At 35.1% G+C, this 18,047-nt stretch carries 16 protein-coding genes and 7 pseudogenes; 10 read left to right on the top strand and 13 right to left on the bottom strand.

Annotation, left to right across the window (positions count from 1 at the left end; all coding sequences use genetic code 11):
- Window positions 1–6 precede the first annotated feature (6 nt).
- The 4 genes and pseudogenes from ACWHVF_RS00550 to ACWHVF_RS00565 all read left to right on the top strand — a co-directional run.
- Window positions 7–195 (top strand): annotated as a pseudogene (locus ACWHVF_RS00550) (IS66 family transposase); the annotation flags it as partial.
- Window positions 196–275: 80 nt separating this feature from the next.
- Complete coding sequence (locus ACWHVF_RS00555) at window positions 276–1,028, top strand: IS5 family transposase (RefSeq protein WP_447933046.1); 753 nt, start codon at window positions 276–278, stop codon at window positions 1,026–1,028.
- 19 nt (window positions 1,029–1,047) lie between these two features.
- Window positions 1,048–1,701: pseudogene (locus ACWHVF_RS00560) on the top strand (IS66 family transposase); the annotation flags it as partial.
- A gap of 83 nt (window positions 1,702–1,784) precedes the next feature.
- Window positions 1,785–1,907, top strand: a complete 123-nt coding sequence (locus tag ACWHVF_RS00565; protein WP_447933308.1) for a hypothetical protein — start codon at window positions 1,785–1,787, stop codon at window positions 1,905–1,907.
- On the opposite strand, the pseudogene ACWHVF_RS00570 reads toward ACWHVF_RS00565, so the two are convergent.
- Window positions 1,864–2,874 (bottom strand): annotated as a pseudogene (locus tag ACWHVF_RS00570) (IS630 family transposase). The gene ACWHVF_RS00565 and the pseudogene ACWHVF_RS00570 sit on opposite strands and share 44 nt — an antisense overlap.
- Before the next feature lie 83 nt (window positions 2,875–2,957).
- On the opposite strand from ACWHVF_RS00570, the pseudogene ACWHVF_RS00575 reads away from it, so the two are divergent.
- Window positions 2,958–3,495 (top strand): annotated as a pseudogene (locus ACWHVF_RS00575) (IS66 family transposase); the annotation flags it as partial.
- 198 nt (window positions 3,496–3,693) lie between these two features.
- Here the strand turns inward: ACWHVF_RS00575 and ACWHVF_RS00580 are convergent.
- The 4 genes and pseudogenes from ACWHVF_RS00580 to ACWHVF_RS00595 form a co-directional block, all read right to left on the bottom strand.
- Window positions 3,694–4,542, bottom strand: coding sequence for a thiamine diphosphokinase (locus ACWHVF_RS00580; RefSeq protein ID WP_447933047.1), 849 nt, complete (start codon window positions 4,540–4,542; stop codon window positions 3,694–3,696).
- Between the two features lie 54 nt (window positions 4,543–4,596).
- Window positions 4,597–6,102 (bottom strand): recombinase family protein, encoded by a 1,506-nt coding sequence (locus tag ACWHVF_RS00585; protein WP_064085798.1) that lies wholly within the window; start codon window positions 6,100–6,102, stop codon window positions 4,597–4,599.
- Window positions 6,095–6,334: pseudogene (locus tag ACWHVF_RS00590) on the bottom strand (DUF2924 domain-containing protein); the annotation flags it as partial. The pseudogene ACWHVF_RS00590 and the gene ACWHVF_RS00585, both read right to left, overlap by 8 nt.
- Window positions 6,335–6,351: 17 nt before the next feature.
- Window positions 6,352–7,104, bottom strand: a complete 753-nt coding sequence (locus ACWHVF_RS00595; protein ID WP_064085756.1) for an IS5 family transposase — start codon at window positions 7,102–7,104, stop codon at window positions 6,352–6,354.
- Window positions 7,105–7,187: 83 nt separating this feature from the next.
- Here ACWHVF_RS00595 and ACWHVF_RS00600 point away from each other — a divergent pair.
- A pseudogene (locus ACWHVF_RS00600) lies at window positions 7,188–7,481 on the top strand (transposase); the annotation flags it as partial.
- 360 nt (window positions 7,482–7,841) lie between these two features.
- Here the strand turns inward: ACWHVF_RS00600 and ACWHVF_RS00605 are convergent.
- Window positions 7,842–8,503: pseudogene (locus tag ACWHVF_RS00605) on the bottom strand (IS66 family transposase); the annotation flags it as partial.
- A gap of 290 nt (window positions 8,504–8,793) precedes the next feature.
- Window positions 8,794–9,495: an ankyrin repeat domain-containing protein gene (locus tag ACWHVF_RS00610; protein ID WP_447933048.1), complete on the bottom strand. Its 702-nt coding sequence runs from the start codon at window positions 9,493–9,495 to the stop codon at window positions 8,794–8,796.
- Window positions 9,496–9,610: 115 nt separating this feature from the next.
- Between ACWHVF_RS00610 and ACWHVF_RS00615 the strand changes: the two genes are divergently transcribed.
- Complete coding sequence (locus tag ACWHVF_RS00615) at window positions 9,611–10,588, top strand: quinone oxidoreductase family protein (RefSeq protein ID WP_447933049.1); 978 nt, start codon at window positions 9,611–9,613, stop codon at window positions 10,586–10,588.
- Between the two features lie 220 nt (window positions 10,589–10,808).
- On the opposite strand, the gene ispH is transcribed toward ACWHVF_RS00615, so the two are convergent.
- Window positions 10,809–11,738 (bottom strand): 4-hydroxy-3-methylbut-2-enyl diphosphate reductase, encoded by a 930-nt coding sequence (gene ispH, locus ACWHVF_RS00620; RefSeq protein WP_064125014.1) that lies wholly within the window; start codon window positions 11,736–11,738, stop codon window positions 10,809–10,811.
- A gap of 20 nt (window positions 11,739–11,758) precedes the next feature.
- Here ispH and ACWHVF_RS00625 point away from each other — a divergent pair, with 20 nt between their 5' ends.
- The gene (locus ACWHVF_RS00625) at window positions 11,759–13,585 is read left to right on the top strand and encodes a peptidoglycan D,D-transpeptidase FtsI family protein (RefSeq protein WP_064125015.1); all 1,827 of its coding nucleotides are present in this window, start codon (window positions 11,759–11,761) and stop codon (window positions 13,583–13,585) included.
- A 2-nt stretch (window positions 13,586–13,587) separates the two neighbouring features.
- On the opposite strand, the gene ACWHVF_RS00630 is transcribed toward ACWHVF_RS00625, so the two are convergent.
- Together ACWHVF_RS00630 and elbB are read right to left on the bottom strand one after the other, a co-directional pair.
- On the bottom strand, window positions 13,588–13,896 hold the full coding sequence (locus ACWHVF_RS00630; RefSeq protein ID WP_064125016.1) for a hypothetical protein: 309 nt from the start codon (window positions 13,894–13,896) through the stop codon (window positions 13,588–13,590).
- A gap of 162 nt (window positions 13,897–14,058) precedes the next feature.
- Window positions 14,059–14,766, bottom strand: a complete 708-nt coding sequence (elbB, locus tag ACWHVF_RS00635; RefSeq protein ID WP_064125017.1) for an isoprenoid biosynthesis glyoxalase ElbB — start codon at window positions 14,764–14,766, stop codon at window positions 14,059–14,061.
- Between the two features lie 136 nt (window positions 14,767–14,902).
- On the opposite strand from elbB, the gene ACWHVF_RS00640 reads away from it, so the two are divergent.
- The gene (locus tag ACWHVF_RS00640; RefSeq protein ID WP_447933050.1) at window positions 14,903–15,745 is read left to right on the top strand and encodes a hypothetical protein; all 843 of its coding nucleotides are present in this window, start codon (window positions 14,903–14,905) and stop codon (window positions 15,743–15,745) included.
- Here ACWHVF_RS00640 and ACWHVF_RS00645 read toward each other — a convergent pair.
- Window positions 15,729–16,481 (bottom strand): IS5 family transposase, encoded by a 753-nt coding sequence (locus tag ACWHVF_RS00645; protein WP_064124677.1) that lies wholly within the window; start codon window positions 16,479–16,481, stop codon window positions 15,729–15,731. The two genes, ACWHVF_RS00640 and ACWHVF_RS00645, sit on opposite strands and share 17 nt — an antisense overlap.
- Before the next feature lie 20 nt (window positions 16,482–16,501).
- Between ACWHVF_RS00645 and ACWHVF_RS00650 the strand changes: the two genes are divergently transcribed.
- Entirely contained in the window at window positions 16,502–16,762 is a 261-nt protein-coding gene (locus ACWHVF_RS00650) for a hypothetical protein (protein WP_447933051.1), read from the top strand.
- A gap of 53 nt (window positions 16,763–16,815) precedes the next feature.
- Here the strand turns inward: ACWHVF_RS00650 and ACWHVF_RS00655 are convergent, their stop codons facing one another.
- The gene (locus ACWHVF_RS00655; RefSeq protein WP_064124924.1) at window positions 16,816–17,367 is read right to left on the bottom strand and encodes a 5-formyltetrahydrofolate cyclo-ligase; all 552 of its coding nucleotides are present in this window, start codon (window positions 17,365–17,367) and stop codon (window positions 16,816–16,818) included.
- The gene (locus ACWHVF_RS00660) at window positions 17,351–17,971 is read right to left on the bottom strand and encodes an oxidoreductase (RefSeq protein ID WP_447933052.1); all 621 of its coding nucleotides are present in this window, start codon (window positions 17,969–17,971) and stop codon (window positions 17,351–17,353) included. Before ACWHVF_RS00660 ends, ACWHVF_RS00655 begins: the two co-directional genes overlap by 17 nt.
- Window positions 17,972–18,047: the final 76 nt, after the last annotated feature.

Consider the following 18,047-nt stretch of genomic DNA (forward strand, 5'->3'; position numbering starts at 1 on the left):
GGTAATGTGGTAAACCTTTTAGAACTTTGCAAAAATTTACAGCAAAAAATAGAAAAGTTAGAAGCAAAAATAGAAAGGCTGGAAAGAGAGAATGAAAGTTTAAAAGCAGAGAACAAGGCTTTAAAGATAGAGAACGCTGAATTAAAGGAGAGGCTTGGTTTAAACTCAAGAAATTCATCTCTACCAAGCTCTAGGCTCTGTGGACAAAAAATATGAAGAGGGAGAAAAAAAGTGGTAGTTTAACCAAATGAACATAAAAATGGAGAAACTACCGAATGGAATATTATATAAAAGAAAGAAATTGGAAACAAATTTTAGAATTCATAAAAGGCATAAAAGGAATGCATAGTAAAGACGAAAAACGTTTAAGAATATTCATAGAAGCAGTGTGGTATATGGCGCGAAGTGGTTGCCAATGGCGACTTTTGCCGAAAATCTATGGCAATTACAGAAGTATACACAAACGATTTAAGAGATGGTGCGAAAGGGGTATTTGGAAAAATTTATTGGAGTACACAAAACAAGAGCCAGATTTAGAAGCCGTCATAATCGACGGTACGATCATTAGAGCCCATCCATGTTCGGCTGGATATACAAAAGATTCGAAGGATCAAGAGGCTTTAGGGCGAAGTAAAGGTGGCTTTACGACTAAAATTCATGCACTTGTTGATGCATTGGGAAATCCTTTAAAATTTATACTTACTCCTGGCCAGAGGAATGAAATTACACAAGCTGAAGTATTAACAAAAAATGTCTATAACTCCATTGTAGTAGCTGATAAGGGTTATGACAGCAATGCTTTTGTGGTCAGCCTTGAAAACAGGAAATGTGAAATCGTAATTCCATCAAAAAGGAATCGAAAAGTGCAAAGATACTATGATGAGCATATTTATAAAGAACGTCATTTGATTGAGTGCTTTTTCGGTAAAATTAAAAATTTTAGGCACATTTTTTCCAGATTTGACAAGACCGCAGAGGTTTACATGGGATTTCTAAATTTTGTTGGAGCTCTCATATGGCTTCTCTAAAATTTTGTCCACAGAGCCTAGAGAGTTGTACAAAATAAAAAAGGACAAGCCAAAGAGCGACAGAAACGTCGGTGGTCAGGTTGGTCATAAAGGAAGTTTTCGCGCCAAAATGGATGCAGATGAGGTGATAAAAGTAAAGTTGTCATCTACTTGCGAATGTGGAGGAGAGATTGGAATATGTGGGAAACCTTACATTCATCAAAAAGTTGATCTTCCGGAAATCAAGCCTTATGTAGTAGAATATCAATTAGAGCATGGCCGTTGCCGGAGATGCGGGAAAAGAAGAAGCAGTAAGTTACCAGAAGGTGTTACGTCAGATACATTTGGACCAAGGGTTAAGTCAATAATTGCAGCGTTCAGCGGGTTTTACAAAAATTCAAAACGCGAAATAGCGAGTGTCGTAAATGATATCTTCAATTTGAACATAAGCGTCGGTAGCATATCAAATAGTGAACATAGAGTTGCTTCAAAATGCAAAAAAATGTATGAGCAGATCGAACAAGAGATAAGTAGGAGTAAAGTTCTACATATTGATGAAACGAGCCATTATAACAAAGGTAAACTCGCTTGGTGTTGGATGTTTGCAAGCAATACGGCAAGTTTTGTAAAATTTACAGAGTCAAGAGGAATGAAAGTTTTACAAAGTAGTAAATTCTGCAATCGCAATAGCTTATACCAATTCCCATTACACGGCAAACAGATGGACAACAATGGAAGAAAAGCCATAATGAAGTAAGTAAAATAGTTGAGGTATAAATGGCATTAAGATCAAAATTATTGGATGAAAAAGTAGTAGAATCAGCAAAAGAAATGCTGAAGAAAGTAATACCAATTCTCATTGTTGGTCATTCAAATAGGATACATAGCAGAGTTGTTTAATTGTGGAGTAGGTAAGAGAAGTAATAAATTTACACAAAGCACTCTCAAGCAAAGCAATAGTATCGTATATTTTATTGCGCAAAATGTTCTGTTTTACATACAACCAAAGCCTCTCAACTGATTGAGTTCAGGTGAGTATGGTGGTAGGTATATAATCTTAATATTTTTAGGTACCTTTAAACTTTTCGACTTATGCCAACTAGCACAATCCATAACAAGAAAGGCTTCTCGTGGTCCCAAATATTGAGACATTTGCTCAAGAAATATATTCATACAATCAGTGTTGACATTCGGTGCAAACAAGCTAGAATTCTCCCCATTTCTAGGATTAACTGCACTGTAGAGATAAAAATTTTCCCTACCTAATTTTACCTTAACTTTTGTTCTGACGCCTTTTTTAAACCATCCATGCCCGGTCTTTGAATGTGTGCCAAACCGCGATTCATCGAAGAAAAACAGCTCTTTTTCAGGATACTTGCCAATAACTTCGTTGAGATTTTTTTTTGAATTCCTCTTATTTTCTTTTATCTTGTACATTGTGTACTGGTCTTGGTGTAATATAAGAGAATTTCATCTTTTGCATATAGCGGTGTACTGTAGATTTGCTAATATTTAAGCCGAACTTTTCCTGGATTCTTATTCTCATTTCTTTAATGGTAATATTAGGATTTTCTCCTACCCATGCTTCAACTTGCTGTAGTTGAGCCTGATTTAATTTAGTTTTTCTACGCCGTTGTGGAGGAGCAAACAATTTTTCTTCTCTGCCTAATTTCAAGAGTTTTATCCACGAAGTTAGTGCGCTTCTTGAAATGCAATATATTTTTGCTACAGCCGTTATACTATGCTTTTTTGCTGCAATTACAGCATTTAGTTTTTTTGCAACATATGCATTGTTCCTTACTTTCTTCAGCATTTTTTTTGCTGATTTTACTACTTCTTCATCCAATAATTTTGATCTTAGTGCCATTTATACCTCGACTATTTCACTTATTTCATTATGGCTTGTCTTCTATTATTGTCTATCTGTTTGCCGTGTAATGGGAATTGGTATTAGTAGTAACCGACAGGTACGCAGCATACAACTACTTTGCCGATAAAAACAGGCAAATCTGCTGGGCACATTTATCAAGAGATTTTGAAAGGTTAGCGCATAGTTGGAATATTAAAGTCAAAGTTCTGGGCTGTTACTTGAGAAACGTAGCCACTGAATTATTTGCACTGAAAAAAGCTTTACTAAAAAGTGAAATAGATGTTTTAAGATTTGCCAGACGCGCAAGAAAATTGCGAAAGCGTACACGATGTTACTTGAAGCCGTTTACTTGAAGCAATTGGAGCTTCTCGAGTTGCGAAAAATATTTTGAAATCTGAAAGAATGATGTGGAATTTTTTAGATGACTCAGAAAATATTCCATTGACAAATAATCACGCTGAACAACAGATACGACACTATGTCGTTTACCGTAAAAACTCATATTTTACACAATCACAGCAAGGAAACACATTCCTCGAACGGATAATTTCATTATACTTAACATGGAAACAAAAGGGGCTAAACCCTTTCCAAAATCTCCTATCTATTGTTTCTTAAACCACTCTGCTGAACGGATACGGCCAATGGTACTTTATACTCACTTATACTCACTACGTATTTCTGCTGTACTCCTATCGCTTCCCCAAAGCTATCTTTGCTTTAATATATTTTCTTGTTGCAATACTACCCTACTGTTTGTCCTTATTCTTTTTAACTCGAATTAACCATTTTTTTTAGTCTAAATTTTTGGGTGCATTATACTCCAGCGTCATCTACTGCTTCTAAATATACCATTGCTAGACATATACCGCTATGTACTTCTATGGATACTTTATCTCTTAAACTTCGGTTAAAACAAGAATTTTTTCCTGGAAAAGCAAGGTTACTAAGGTACAGTTCCCACTTTAATCCTTTGGTTGATACTTGAGCTCTTGGTATACCAAGTAAGGATATTTTAGTATTTTTTGACAGGTAAGAGAAATGAGTCATACCTCTTTGTAAGGTATAACCTACCATACGAGGTGAAGGCGTGTAAAAAATACTGCCTGTGCTTAAAAAAATGTTAATATTCTGTAGTATATGATCAATTGATCCTCCAGTAATACCTGTGATTATCGACGGCAGCAACTGCATTGTCTTTAAATGCTCTATTGCTTTAGAAAAATCGCAGTAATCTTGATCAGACAGATATATTGCATTTAAACTAGTGCTTAAGTCTGGATTTACACTATCCAAATCTCCTATCACAAGATCAGGTTGTATGTCAATCGATGCAAGTTGATTTGTCCCTCCGTCTACAGCAATAATAGTCATATCTCGTTTAAAAAATGATGCATCAGGTATTTCTCCATTTAACACCACAACAGAACGATATTGTTGTTGTATACTACAGTATAACAGATGGTTATAAAATGCTTCGTGCAGATTTTGTATCGTAGTGACATTTTTGGAGTTTTGGGCTTCTTCGCTGCCTTTACATGTAGGTTGATATATATTAAGATCATTATTATTCTTATTAATATCTTTGCATAATTGAGTGTCAATTTCTGTAACATTAATTTGCTCTTCTACATCAATTTTGATTTCCTCAACATCTTTTAGCATGGCCCTTGATTTCTCTATAGCAGCTCCCTTTACATTATGTGTTAAACAGTGCTGTTACGCCACTAATTCATAAAATTTCTTTAACTGCTCACTCCATAACATCGGTATTTCTCTCAAATCAGCTAACTTCAAATCTCTTGGCTGCCTCACATCTACTATGTCTTCCTTAATTTTTGGAGCCAAGTAATTTAACCTTAAAATCTGTTGTATACGTCTTGTACCTACATTAATTTTGATACTCAGCTCTTTCACACTTCTATATTTTCCTTCCTCCAGTTGTCGTTTCCAAAGATGGGCTCTTACCACTGCTTTCAGTAGTGCATTATTTGTTTTACCTTCTGGCTCTATTACCATACATTTGTTTGCTTTCTTTTTTAACCCCATTGGTATAAATTCTACCTTATCCTCTGAACTCACCTCTATTCCATCTTCTTTTACCATTACTCCCTTTATTAACTTTTTCACTACTTCTTTCTGTTTTCCAGGGCTTAAATTTTTCCATTCTTCCACTTTTTCTTGCCAATTTTTGTATAGATGCTCTGCTCTCTTCATCACTTCTTTTTCCACTTCTCCGGCTATTACATTTCGGTTTCCTGATTCACAACCCTTTCCCCTTAAATGGTTATTGCACACATAATATCGGTACCTTTTATTCTCTTTTTTTGCGTACGTCAGCGTCATATTTGCATTACAGCTCTTGCACTTTATTATCCCCTTTAGCAGCGCTTCCTCGTATTTCGCCTTTCTATATGGCTGATTCTTTATCAATTCCTGCGCTTTTTGCCATTTTTCTTCCTCTATTATTGCTTCATGTTTTCCCTCATATTGCTTCTCATAATGCTTGATTTTCCCCATATATGTCGGATTTGTTATTATTCTTCTTACCGTCGCTTTTTTAAAGATTTCTCCTCCGTCTGATCTTGCTTTCGTTCGGTATCCCTCTCTATTTAACTCCCTTGCCAATTCTGCCATTGATTTCAGCTCCATATACCTCTCAAATATATGTTTCACCGTCTTTGCTTCTTTCTCATTTATTATTAATTCTTTATCTTTTACATCATACCCTAGCGGCAAAGTTCCACCCATCCATAGACCCTCTTCCTTCGATGTTGCTATTTTATTTTTTACTCTCTCTACTATCATTTCTCTTTCTAGTTGTGCTGCTCCTGATAACACTGTTTGTACAAATTTTCCCATTGGCGTATTATTGTCAAATATTTGTGTTACTGCTATAAAATTTACTCGATGCCTCCTAAAAAATGATGTCACTTCTATACTATCTTTTGTTTCCCTTGATAGTCTATCTAATGTATATACTACTACACAATCTACTTCTCCTGCCTTTACATCTTCAAATAATTCCTTTATCGCTGGTCTTTCTAAATTTTTTCCTGAAAAGCCTCCATCATCGTACCTTTTGGGCAATACTACCCACCTTTCTCTGCTTTTTATGTACTTTTCACATGCTACTCGCTGTGCATCCAAACTATTAAACTTTTGTTCTAGCCCATCCTCATTTGATTTTCTCGTATATATCGCACATCTTATTTCTTCACACACTTTTTCTCTCCTTTTCACGCATCCCAAACAATAAAGGTCCGTTATAACTCATTCCCATTATTTTTCCGGCCACTGCCGATAATGACGTATAAAACTCTTCTTTGTAGATCAAACCTGTATTTGTTACCATTACAACGTGGACTTCTTCCCCTCTCTCTAATATCAACTCTGTTCCTGCTACTGGCAGTTTATCACTACTTATTCTTTTTCCCTTCTCTAGCCGATCTGCTAGGCTCTGTGGACAAAATTTTAGAGAAGCCATATGAGAGCTCCAACAAAATTTAGAAATCCCATGTAAACCTCTGCGGTCTTGTCAAATCTGGAAAAAATGCGCCTAAAATTTTTAATTTTACCGAAAAAGCACTCAATCAAATGACGTTCTTTATAAATATGCTCATCATAGTATCTTTGCACTTTTCGATTCCTTTTTGATGGAATTACGATTTCACATTTCCTGTTTTCAAGGCTGACCACAAAAGCATTGCTGTCATAACCCTTATCAGCTACTACAATGGAGTTATAGACATTTTTTGTTAATACTTCAGCTTGTGTAATTTCATTCCTCTGGCCAGGAGTAAGTATAAATTTTAAAGGATTTCCCAATGCATCAACAAGTGCATGAATTTTAGTCGTAAAGCCACCTTTACTTCGCCCTAAAGCCTCTTGATCCTTCGAATCTTTTGTATATCCAGCCGAACATGGATGGGCTCTAATGATCGTACCGTCGATTATGACGGCTTCTAAATCTGGCTCTTGTTTTGTGTACTCCAATAAATTTTTCCAAATACCCCTTTCGCACCATCTCTTAAATCGTTTGTGTATACTTCTGTAATTGCCATAGATTTTCGGCAAAAGTTGCCATTGGCAACCACTTTGCGCCATATACCACACTGCTTCTATGAATATTCTTAAACGTTTTTCGTCTTTACTATGCATTCCTTTTATGCCTTTTATGAATTCTAAAATTTGTTTCCAATTTCTTTCTTTTATATAATATTCCATTCGGTAGTTTCTCCATTTTTATGTTCATTTGGTTAAACTACCACTTTTTTTCTCCCTCTTCATATTTTTTGTCCACAGAGCCTAGGAAATTCACAGCCTTTGCTGGCCTAAATCCAGAACATTATCAATCAGGATCTTCCGTAAGCAAAAAAAGTCGAATATGCAAAATAGGATCTGAGCGCATTCGCAAAGCTCTTTATATGCCAGCTATAGTAGTCAAAAATTTCAACCCTTACTTTCAAAAATTTTGCCAGCGTTTAACAAGCAAAGGAAAGTGTCCAATGGTTATAATTGTCGCATTAATGAGAAAACTAATGCACGTATTTTTTGGAATTCTTAAAAACAATCAACCATTTAATGGTGATTTAGTGAAATAACGTTAACGGTACGTGAGATTGTGTAACGGTTTTGAGTATTCAATATAAAGCACCGTGCTCGGAGTTTTGGTAATATAGTAGATTGTGTATTGTATCGTTTTATTTTGGTTTTAGCAGAGTGCTCGGTAGTGTAACTGTGCTTCTACACAAACTAAAAGCACAGTTACACTAATTTATAGAAGATGTAAGCCTAAATTAAATTTTCTTGTTATTTTTTATTCTTTTTTATCAAATAATTTGTTGACAGCAAGGACAGTATCTTTTTTCTCATTTCTAACCCCATTCTAAAACTCATATACTATCCCTTTTCTTGTTTGCGGACAAGCTCTAACTTCATAAAACTTGCTTTATTGTTGGCAAACACCATCCCAATTTGCCTTTGTTGTAGTGACTGGTTTCATCAATATGCAAAATTTCGCTTGCTTTCATTTCTTCCTCCATAGGCTTCTTTACATTTTGACGAAACCCTTATTGTACACACTACCAACACTTATACTCATGTTAAAGATGTCTTTCATAATATTCGCTATTTCTCGCTTTGAATTCTTATAAAATCCACTTAATGCTGCAACTACTGACTTAACTCTAGGACCAAAGGTATCAGCCTTCTGGTAATTTGCTACTCCTTCTTTTTCCGCATTTACGACAGCGCCCATGCTCTAATTGATACTCAACTACGTAAGGCTTAATTTCTGGCAAATCAACTTTTTGATAGACATATGGTTTTTCTGATTTCTTCACCGCACTCGCATCTATTTGGCAACTCTACCTTCACCACCTCATCTGCTTCCATTTTAGCTCGGCAATTTCCCTTATGTCCACCTATCTTCCTGCCGCCCTCTGACTTATCTTCTGGTGTGTCTTTTTTTATTTTGTACAGCTCTTTTGAACTTGGTAAAGATGAATTCCTTGAGTTTAAGCCAAGTCTCTCTCTTAGTTCAGCATTCTCTATTTCTAAGATTTTATTTTTTTCTTCAAGCTTTCTGCTCTAAGTTTTTACATAACTCTACAATACTGATCAACAATTGAAGCATCTAGCCTTACATTACTATCAACATTTTGTGTTATTACTACTTTAATATATTATGTCAATTATTTTTTATCCTTGCCGCACCTCTGAACGGATACAACTTTTTCCTATTGTCATCCAAGCAGCGTGAGCTATAGCTAAACTGACTTAGATTTACCGACAATTTGAAAAACGACAAATTCGTCATTCCGCTACTAGTTAGCGCCGCGGCGGTATAACGTGTTGCTTGGGTCAGCTATAGAAGGAGTGCGTTGTTATTTAAATAATAGTTATGCAACAGATCTATTGAATTGAGCAGGAGCTCTTATTTGCTTTTTGCGCACTGACTACTTGTGTCTCAGTGCTTGGTGTAATCAATTCCCATCCTTCATTATTTGCTTCACAAGCATTCCAACATTGAGCCAATTCCTTATTATTTTTTACAGAATCTGGCATTTTTTCATTAGGATTTTGTTCTAATGTATGCTTAATTAGAATCTTACAGCAATCTTTGCATTCAATTGACTTATCTGTACCATATAATTTAGTAACACAATCTAAAGCGGTGTTTCCACCGTAGTGTTCATGTGGGCAATCACTTATTCCCGCTTCTATGAGAGCCTTTAACACGTCTGGAGAACGAGCCAAAGCGCAGGCATGTAAATATCCTTTCTCATTTTGCACGTTAGCCCCTGCTTTTATTAAAACTTGCGCTAGATTTGGTAAAGCGCAAGGTTTGTAATTAATAGCAATAGAAAAAAGACTATCTACTGGAAAGCCATCATAGTCTTTCAAATCAAATTTGTGATTAATATCAAAACCTTTTTCTTCCCAAGAAGTGTATAAATATTCATAATCGTTTTTTTTGCTTGAAGTTTGCATTCTACTTTCTAGCCTTTCTTTTATTTTTTCTATTACATTACTAATATCTAAATCGTGATCTTCATTCACTTTATACAACACATTATACAAAACACTATAAAGCAAATTTTCTCTATCCATCATAATTTATACCTTAAAACTATTAATATACACTTATATAGTATATAAACTCTAAATAACATTTTGCAAAATATTAATTATTAGATAACATAATCAAAGTTTTTATCTTACATTCATCATGGTTAGAGCTATACAAATTAAAAAAACTGGAGGACCAGAAGTATTAGAATTTGTAGATAAGAATATAGGTGAGCCAAAAGGCGAAGAAGTCTTAATACGTCATACAACTATCGGCTTAAATCGTTATGATTTAGAGCACAGAAAAGGTACACGCAAAATTAAAAATTTACCATCAGTGCTTGGAGTGGAAGCAGTTGGGGTTATTGAAAAACTTGGTAAAAAAATCAGTGGTGGATTCAAAGTTGGAGACAGAGTTGGATATTGCACAGCTCCTCCAGGGGCATATTGTGAAAAGTGCATTATACACCAGAAATATCTGATAAAAATTCCAGATGACATATCTGATGAAGTTGCTGCTGCAGTGCTGTTTAAAGGTATGACAGCTCACTATTTAGTTAATCAATCTTATAAAGTTAGGCCTGGTGCTTTCGTGCTAGTTCATGGGGCTAATGGTGGTTTAGGACAAATAATATGCCAATGGGCAAAGGATAAAAAAGGTGTAGTGATAGGTTCTGTAAGCTCTGATGAAAAAATGAAGATAGCTTTACAAAGTGGCTGCACATACGCAATAAACTACAATGATAAAGACTTCGTTTCTAAAGTTATGGAGATTACGCAAAACAGAGGAGTAGGTGCAGTGTATGACCCTATAGGTTACGCTACAAGCAAGCTTTCTTTTGAATCTTTAGGCAGGTTCGGCATATACGTTTCCTATGGGCAGATATCAGGTAACGCTCCTATTAGTTTTTCTTTACTTAGTTCACGTTCGTTATTTGCAACTGGAACCTCAATATACCATTATAAGCATGATAGATTCACATTAGTACTTACCGCAATGGAAATCTTCGAGATGATAAGAAAAAAACTTTTAACTGTACGGATCAATAAAAGATATAAATTTGATGAAATAATTCAAGCTCATCGCGATATGGAAAATAGAAAAACGAGTGGGTTAAATATTATCAAAATCTCTTAAATAAATTAGTAATTTAAACTAACCATTCATTAAATCATATCAACTAGAGCTTCACATATTTAATTCTCCTTTTGGGGGAATTAAAAGCATATAGCTAAACTGACTTAGGCTTACCAACAACCGTCATCCCGCTACTTGTTAGCGCCGCGGCGGTATGACGTCTTAGCTATAGATGCTGGTTTGTGTGATTTCAAGAGAAGCTTAGTAGATAAGTTGTGTTTTAAACCAAATTCGGTATTTTAAACTGAACATTTTCAATAATACCACCTGGCATAACTGAAATTTTTACACTCAGGTTTACTTTTAGGTAGTCCATTAATTCATCAACCAATATGTCAGGAGCGGAAGCACCTGCAGTGATTCCTATCTTTTCTACGCCCTGAAACCAGCTTTTATTCACACAGCTGTAATTATCAATCAAGTAGGCTCTTTTTCCTCTGGCAGTGCACAGATCTAATAAGCGGTTTGAATTTGAGCTATTTTTACTTCCTACAACTAACACCATGTCTACAATTTCAGCTAGCTTTTTAACAGCATTTTGTCTGTTTTGCGTTGCATAGCATATGTCCTTTAAATCTGGACCTGTTATGCTTGGAAACCTGAGCTTCAGAGCAACAATAATTTCACGGGTGTCGTCGATGCTTAACGTGGTTTGTGTAACATAAGATAAATTATCTGGATCTTTAACTTTTAAATTGCGTACGTCCTGCACAGTTTGCACTAAAATGATAGGATTATTTACTCTTCCTCTAATTCCCTTAACTTCTGGATGGTTTTCATGCCCAATGAGAATTAGTTCTTTACCACCGTTTTCATACCTTTTTGCCTCTTTATGCACTTTGCTGACTAAAGGACATGTTGCATCAATCACTTGAATACCCTTTCTTTTTGCCTCATCTTCTATATTTTTTGATACTCCGTGCGCGCTGAAGATCAGTATTCCTCCATTATCTTCAATTTCCTCGATACTGTTCACAAAAACCACTCCTTGTCTCTTAAAGTCCTCTACTATATATTTATTGTGAACAATTTCGTGTAGCACATAAACTTGGCACTTGTTTTTGTATTTTTCTAAAGTAATAGCTAATATGTCCACAGCTCTTTTTACCCCGGCACAAAAACCTCGCGGCTCAGCTAAGATAATTTCCATTTTTGTCAAATCAAGTAAATATGCAAGCATTACTTAAAAATAAGCTCCGCTCACTGTGTTTTATAGTACCATTATTTACGTTTTATATAATAATTATTTTTCGCATATTCTCTTTAACATTTGATCAACCTACTACTTCAGAAAATTTTAGAAAAGATAATATAGTACATAAACAACCTGATATTTTAGATAGAAATGGAGTGGTAATAGCAACAAATGTGCCCACAACATCACTATATACAGATGCAACCAAAGTAAAGAATCCGGAAAGTATAGCAGCACAACTGTGTTCTATTTTGAATGATCTTGAATACGAGAATTTATATAGAGTACTTACTTCAAAAAAGAAATTTGCTTGGGTAAAGCGGCACTTAACTCCAAAAGAACTGTTAGCAATAAAAAACGCCGGCGTGCCAGGAATAAACTTCTATAACGATGTAAAACGTATATATCCTCACAGTAATTTATTTTCACACGTGCTTGGTTACACTGACATAGATGGCAACGGTATTGCAGGAGTTGAGGCATATATAAGTAAAAACAAACAACATTCTGTTATCCAAGTACCTGATATACAGTTGTATGAATGTTGCAACTTGAAAGCAATTCCTGCACAGCAATTCCCCACACAACAGATCCAGTGCGTGACACTGGGATCCAGATATAAAAATACTGACAAATTACGTGATGAACAACGGATTCCAGAAACATATGTCAAAAACAATGTTTGTGATGAAATTGCGCATAAAACTGGATTCCAGTGTCAGTGCACTGCAGACCAAGCTTCTGCACAATCTTCTGTCATCCGACAGGGATGGTCACGCTCTGCTGATCAATATGTTCAACTATCCTTAGATACACGAGTGCAAAGCATAGTGCATGAAGAGCTAACTAAAGCTGTAAGCGGATATCAGGCACTTGGCGGAGTAGGAATTGTTTTAAATGTGAGAAATAGTGAAGTCGTCTCGATGGTCAGTCTACCTGATTTTAACCCCAACCTACAGAATAAGGCAGAAGACGTACAAAAGTTTAATCGCGCCAGTCTTGGGGTGTATGAGATGGGGTCGGTATTAAAATTCTTTACAATAGCCGCAGCGCTTGATGCAAACGTTACAAAAACTAGCGATTTATATGACGTATCAACACCAATCACCATTGGAAAGTATAAAATTCAGGATTTTCACAAATCTAAAATTCCAAAAATTACTGTGCAAGATATATTTGTAAAATCATCCAACATTGGTGCAGCAAAAATTGCAGTCAAATTAGGTATTGAAAAACAGGTAGAATACTTTAAAGCTATGAAGCTATTTTCTCCTTTGAAAATAGAAATACCAGAAAAGTCCACACCGATAATCCCGGATAAATGGAGTGAAAACACTTTAATAACAGCATCTTATGGTTATGGCATAGCTGTAACTCCTATACATCTTGCACAAACTGCAGCAGCATTAATCAACAATGGGATATTTCATAACGCAACCTTGATGTTGAATAAAAGAAGTATAGGAGAGCAAATTATCTCAAGAAGAACCTCCAGGGAAATGAGAAAATTATTACGCGCAGCAGTAACAGATGGCACTGGCAGAAAAGCAAAAATAAAGGCATATTCAATAGGAGGAAAAACTGGATCGGCGGAAAAAGTTGTAGATGGTAAATATAGCAAAGATGCAAACATAGCGTCATTTATAGGAGTGCTAACTATGCTTGACCCAAGGTATATAGTGCTAATTGCTATTGATGAACCTCAAGGGATACACCATACCGGGGGAATAATTGCTGCGCCTATAGTAAAGAACATTATAAATAGAATAGCACCTATATTAAATGTTACACCTGAGATGTAAAATTATGATTGCTTTACTATAACTTCAAATCTATCATTGCCAAAATCCTTATTAATATACCAAGAACCATCATCTTTAGTTACAAATTCAAGACCTTTAAGATTTCTTTTCATTGTCTTTCCATTTTGACCATCGATAGCGATATTAATATCGAATGTAATAACGTCTAGATTTATCATAGCTTCTTTCCCGCTGCACGAATTTAGACTGAACTTGCCTAACATGACATCATTAAAACTTACTTCCCCTGTATAGACATCACACTGACCGTCCACACAACACGTAGTCTCAATATAGAAAAGGTCTGACATATAAAACACCTTGCGTTTATAAAAAAAGAGCTAAATATATATAGCTAGTGCAGTCCTACGCCACGCCGCTATAGTCGTAAACCTAGAGCACTTTAGCTATAATACAGCTAGGAATGTAAAATTCAACAGTTAATTGTGTAAGGAAGTCTAAATTACTACATCTTAGAGGAATGGTTGTTTAGTTTTTTTGTTAATCTTTTTTACCATACTGTCAATCATATGCTTTATCCCTTGATATACAGAGTATGTACTTTCGTCACTACGCATATAAGCAGAACAAGAAAATACATTATACTCTTCGTCTTCTATTGATAACCCTGTATCACACTTTATGTGTTCACCACCAAGCTTCTCTATCAACTGTTCTCTGTCATCTCCTATAGTTACCTTAACCTTACTTTCTTCTTTACCTATCTTGCTACTTAAAATTGAAACAATTACGGCAGGAGATATGCATATTGCTCCAATTGGCTTTTTTGTAACAAAAAATTCTGAAACTAATCTTTCAAATTCAGGCATTACTGTCACCATGTCTTTATTTTCAGCTAAGTCAGATAAATTTTTGGCAACCCCGTATCCACCAGGTACAACTAGCATGTCAAAATTTTCAGCTTTGGCTTCTTTTAAGTCATATATTTCGCCTCTTGCGATTCTTGCTGATTCTGCAAGCACATTCCTTTTTTCTTTCACTGCCTCCTTTGTTTTATGATTCATAACTTGTGTGATATTGATATCAGGTGCAAAGCATTTAACATCCACTTCCTGCTGATCAAGCACAAGCAGACTTAAAACAGCTTCTCTTATCTCTGCACCGTCAAGGTGACCACACCCTGATAAAACCACAGCAGCTTTTAATTTTTTTTCACCCATAAAGTACCTTGATTTCATATAATCTAGATATTTTAATACAAATTCTATATTTGGAAAGGGGTATGTTATATCAATTATAATATAATTAATGATTAGTATGTATAATTAGGCATATTTATAATCAACGAAGCTGATTATGGAATCTAGCAATAGTATGTTTTTTGACACTGACTATCCAGAACTAAGAAAAGCTGTTTCAGATATAATAGAAAGTATTGCACAATCCTCACAAGAGGGGAAAAAAGAGTTATTTACAACCCTATCAGAACAAGTTAAAGGGATGAACCTCAAAGATTTAGGTTTAGCGATTAATGACCAAGGCTTGCAAAAGGAGGTAAATAAAGAATTATTTATAAAACTCATTGAAGAAGCACTTAAAGGTTTAACTTCTGAAAATGTTGACTCAAAAATAATAGAAGAGGCGTTAAAATCTGTTAATCAGCAAGCAATAAGTAATGTTATAAATAATAATAAAGGTCCACTGGACAATCTAGTCAATTATTTTAAATCAGCATCTGCAAATAAAAAAATTGGAATAGCTTCTGCTGGAATAGTATTAGGAGTAGCATTTTCTCCGCTTATTGTGCTTGCTACATTAATAGCGCTTGTGGCTATTGGAGCACGTTATATAGGAATAGGGATAGTAAAGGCAGGTGAAAAAATAAAAGAAGGTGCGATTGAAGCAGGAAAAGCAGTGAAAAGTTCATATAAGGATTTAATAGATAAATTACCTGAGGTTCAAAGAAGAGAAAATAATTTTGAAAAGCTAATAAGCAACTTAATGGAAAAGAATCTTGAAGCTGATGAAAGAGAAAGAACAATGCTTAGTAATGAAATAAAAACAATAAAAATGCTTCAGAATCAAGAGCAACTAGCAGCCATAGGACAGTTAATAGGGGAAGATAAGGCTGGTCTTTTGAACAATCTTATGAGCAAGGGTACTAGGCTCTGTGGACAAAATTTTAGAGAAGCCATATGAGAGCTCCAACAAAATTTAGAAATCCCATGTAAACCTCTGCGGTCTTGTCAAATCTGGAAAAAATGCGCCTAAAATTTTTAATTTTACCGAAAAAGCACTCAATCAAATGACGTTCTTTATAAATATGCTCATCATAGTATCTTTGCACTTTTCGATTCCTTTTTGATGGAATTACGATTTCACATTTCCTGTTTTCAAGGCTGACCACAAAAGCATTGCTGTCATAACCCTTATCAGCTACTACAATGGAGTTATAGACATTTTTTGTTAATACTTCAGCTTGTGTAATTTCATTCCTCTGGCCAGGAGTAAGTATAAATTTTAAAGGATTTCCCAATGCATCAACAAGTGCATGAATTTTAGTCGTAAAGCCACCTTTACTTCGCCCTAAAGCCTCTTGATCCTTCGAATCTTTTGTATATCCAGCCGAACATGGATGGGCTCTAATGATCGTACCGTCGATTATGACGGCTTCTAAATCTGGCTCTTGTTTTGTGTACTCCAATAAATTTTTCCAAATACCCCTTTCGCACCATCTCTTAAATCGTTTGTGTATACTTCTGTAATTGCCATAGATTTTCGGCAAAAGTCGCCATTGGCAACCACTTTGCGCCATATACCACACTGCTTCTATGAATATTCTTAAACGTTTTTCGTCTTTACTATGCATTCCTTTTATGCCTTTTATGAATTCTAAAATTTGTTTCCAATTTCTTTCTTTTATATAATATTCCATTCGGTAGTTTCTCCATTTTTATGTTCATTTGGTTAAACTACCACTTTTTTTCTCCCTCTTCATATTTTTTGTCCACAGAGCCTAGTACTCATGAGGAGGATATGGAGAAACTTGTAGGTTTTATGAGCGAATTTCAACCTAAAATTATGGCAATTGGTAGTGACATAAAAGAGGTAGAACAAAAAGTTAATGAGAAAGCTCAGGAAATGAAGCCAGATTCTCAAGTAGATAGTCCAAGTCCTGAACGAGTTAGTGGAGAAGGAATCACAGGACCGAGTTGATGCATTTGAGGAGCGTTTTGACGCAAAAATTACTATTAGAAAGTGGGATTACGCTACTCCTTTCTATCCACTTTCTTGGGCAATCCACTTTCAAATCTAACACACATCTCAGTGATTATAATATCCAATTTTTGATCATGTTGTTCTACAGGTAAATCTTTACAATATTGTTTCTCATAGGCTACACCTATAAATATTTTTCCAAGCGGCCGTAATTTTTTTATCATTGTATCATACCAACCACCGCCAAAACCTAATCTATTAAAATGATCATCAAAAGCAATAACAGGAGTAATGATTGTATCGGGAATTACATCTTCATTTGTTTCGTTCCATTCCTCAAATTTTAGTAACTTATTTTTATTAGGAATTGCTACTTTATAATCTAAATTGAGTAAACTATGCATCAAAGGCATAACATTTATTTCCCCATCCATTGGAATGTAAGCCGCTATTGTTTTGCCTTTAACGTAGCTTAAGTTCTGATTAAAGAAATTAATAAGGGAATTTGCCGCATAATTAGAATAACTTTCATCAATATCTTTTCTTATAGTTCTATATTGCTCTCTTATTTCCTTTTTGTGCTGTTTAATATCTTTGAACATGTTCTATCCATTTCGCAGTGAGCTTTTCTTGTAAACTATTTTGCTTCAAGCGCTCACTTAAAAAATCAAAGTCAACAAGTTCCATATCCTGGTCTTGATTACTGCAACTATAAACAAAACTCTTTTCTCCTGTTTTTGCATTTATATGTTGCTGCACACACTGAGCGCAGATTTCTTTCATCATACACTGCATAGGAGAATTAACTGATGATATTGCTATGTGGCTTGATTTCAGATATGGCTTTAAAATTGTTTTTCTAGCGTCATTTACAGCTTTCATCATTTTATCAGAACCAATAGTGATGATTTTATCTATAGCGTTCAAATTAATACCTAGCTTTCCTTGTTGATAAGAGATTATTGCATCAACTATATTACCATGAAATGATTTATCTTGATCTCTGCTTGTGTCTATCAATCCTTCTTCACATGCCCAAACTACCGCATTTGATGCACGTTCTATCAGTGCTCGTTTAAATACATCACTTAATTTCTTATAGCCAGCAAAGTACAAAACCTTGTTATTATTTTCAAGACATGCCTTCCCTATCGAAAATAACACTGCATTTCCAACTCCACCACCAATTAGCATTATATTCTTCATGTGCTATTTTAACTGCATTTGTTCAAATTTTTTGAAATTTTATAGAACAAAGGCACACAAAGACAGAGACAAGGAC

Source organism: Wolbachia endosymbiont of Dactylopius coccus (assembly GCF_977011065.1).

Bases quoted from the DNA above. Each gene is read 5' to 3' on its own strand.
- ACWHVF_RS00555 (WP_447933046.1), top strand. From the start codon at position 276: ATGGAATATTATATAAAAGAAAGAAATTGGAAACAAATTTTAGAATTC.
- ACWHVF_RS00565 (WP_447933308.1), top strand. From the start codon at position 1,785: ATGGCATTAAGATCAAAATTATTGGATGAAAAAGTAGTAGAATCAGCA.
- ACWHVF_RS00580 (WP_447933047.1), bottom strand. From the start codon at position 4,542: ATGCTAAAAGATGTTGAGGAAATCAAAATTGATGTAGAAGAGCAAATT.
- ACWHVF_RS00595 (WP_064085756.1), bottom strand. From the start codon at position 7,104: ATGGAATATTATATAAAAGAAAGAAATTGGAAACAAATTTTAGAATTC.
- ACWHVF_RS00610 (WP_447933048.1), bottom strand. From the start codon at position 9,495: ATGATGGATAGAGAAAATTTGCTTTATAGTGTTTTGTATAATGTGTTG.
- ACWHVF_RS00615 (WP_447933049.1), top strand. From the start codon at position 9,611: ATGGTTAGAGCTATACAAATTAAAAAAACTGGAGGACCAGAAGTATTA.
- ispH (WP_064125014.1), bottom strand. From the start codon at position 11,738: ATGGAAATTATCTTAGCTGAGCCGCGAGGTTTTTGTGCCGGGGTAAAA.
- ACWHVF_RS00625 (WP_064125015.1), top strand. From the start codon at position 11,759: ATGCAAGCATTACTTAAAAATAAGCTCCGCTCACTGTGTTTTATAGTA.
- ACWHVF_RS00630 (WP_064125016.1), bottom strand. From the start codon at position 13,896: ATGTCAGACCTTTTCTATATTGAGACTACGTGTTGTGTGGACGGTCAG.
- elbB (WP_064125017.1), bottom strand. From the start codon at position 14,766: ATGGGTGAAAAAAAATTAAAAGCTGCTGTGGTTTTATCAGGGTGTGGT.
- ACWHVF_RS00640 (WP_447933050.1), top strand. From the start codon at position 14,903: ATGGAATCTAGCAATAGTATGTTTTTTGACACTGACTATCCAGAACTA.
- ACWHVF_RS00645 (WP_064124677.1), bottom strand. From the start codon at position 16,481: ATGGAATATTATATAAAAGAAAGAAATTGGAAACAAATTTTAGAATTC.
- ACWHVF_RS00650 (WP_447933051.1), top strand. From the start codon at position 16,502: ATGTTCATTTGGTTAAACTACCACTTTTTTTCTCCCTCTTCATATTTT.
- ACWHVF_RS00655 (WP_064124924.1), bottom strand. From the start codon at position 17,367: ATGTTCAAAGATATTAAACAGCACAAAAAGGAAATAAGAGAGCAATAT.
- ACWHVF_RS00660 (WP_447933052.1), bottom strand. From the start codon at position 17,971: ATGAAGAATATAATGCTAATTGGTGGTGGAGTTGGAAATGCAGTGTTA.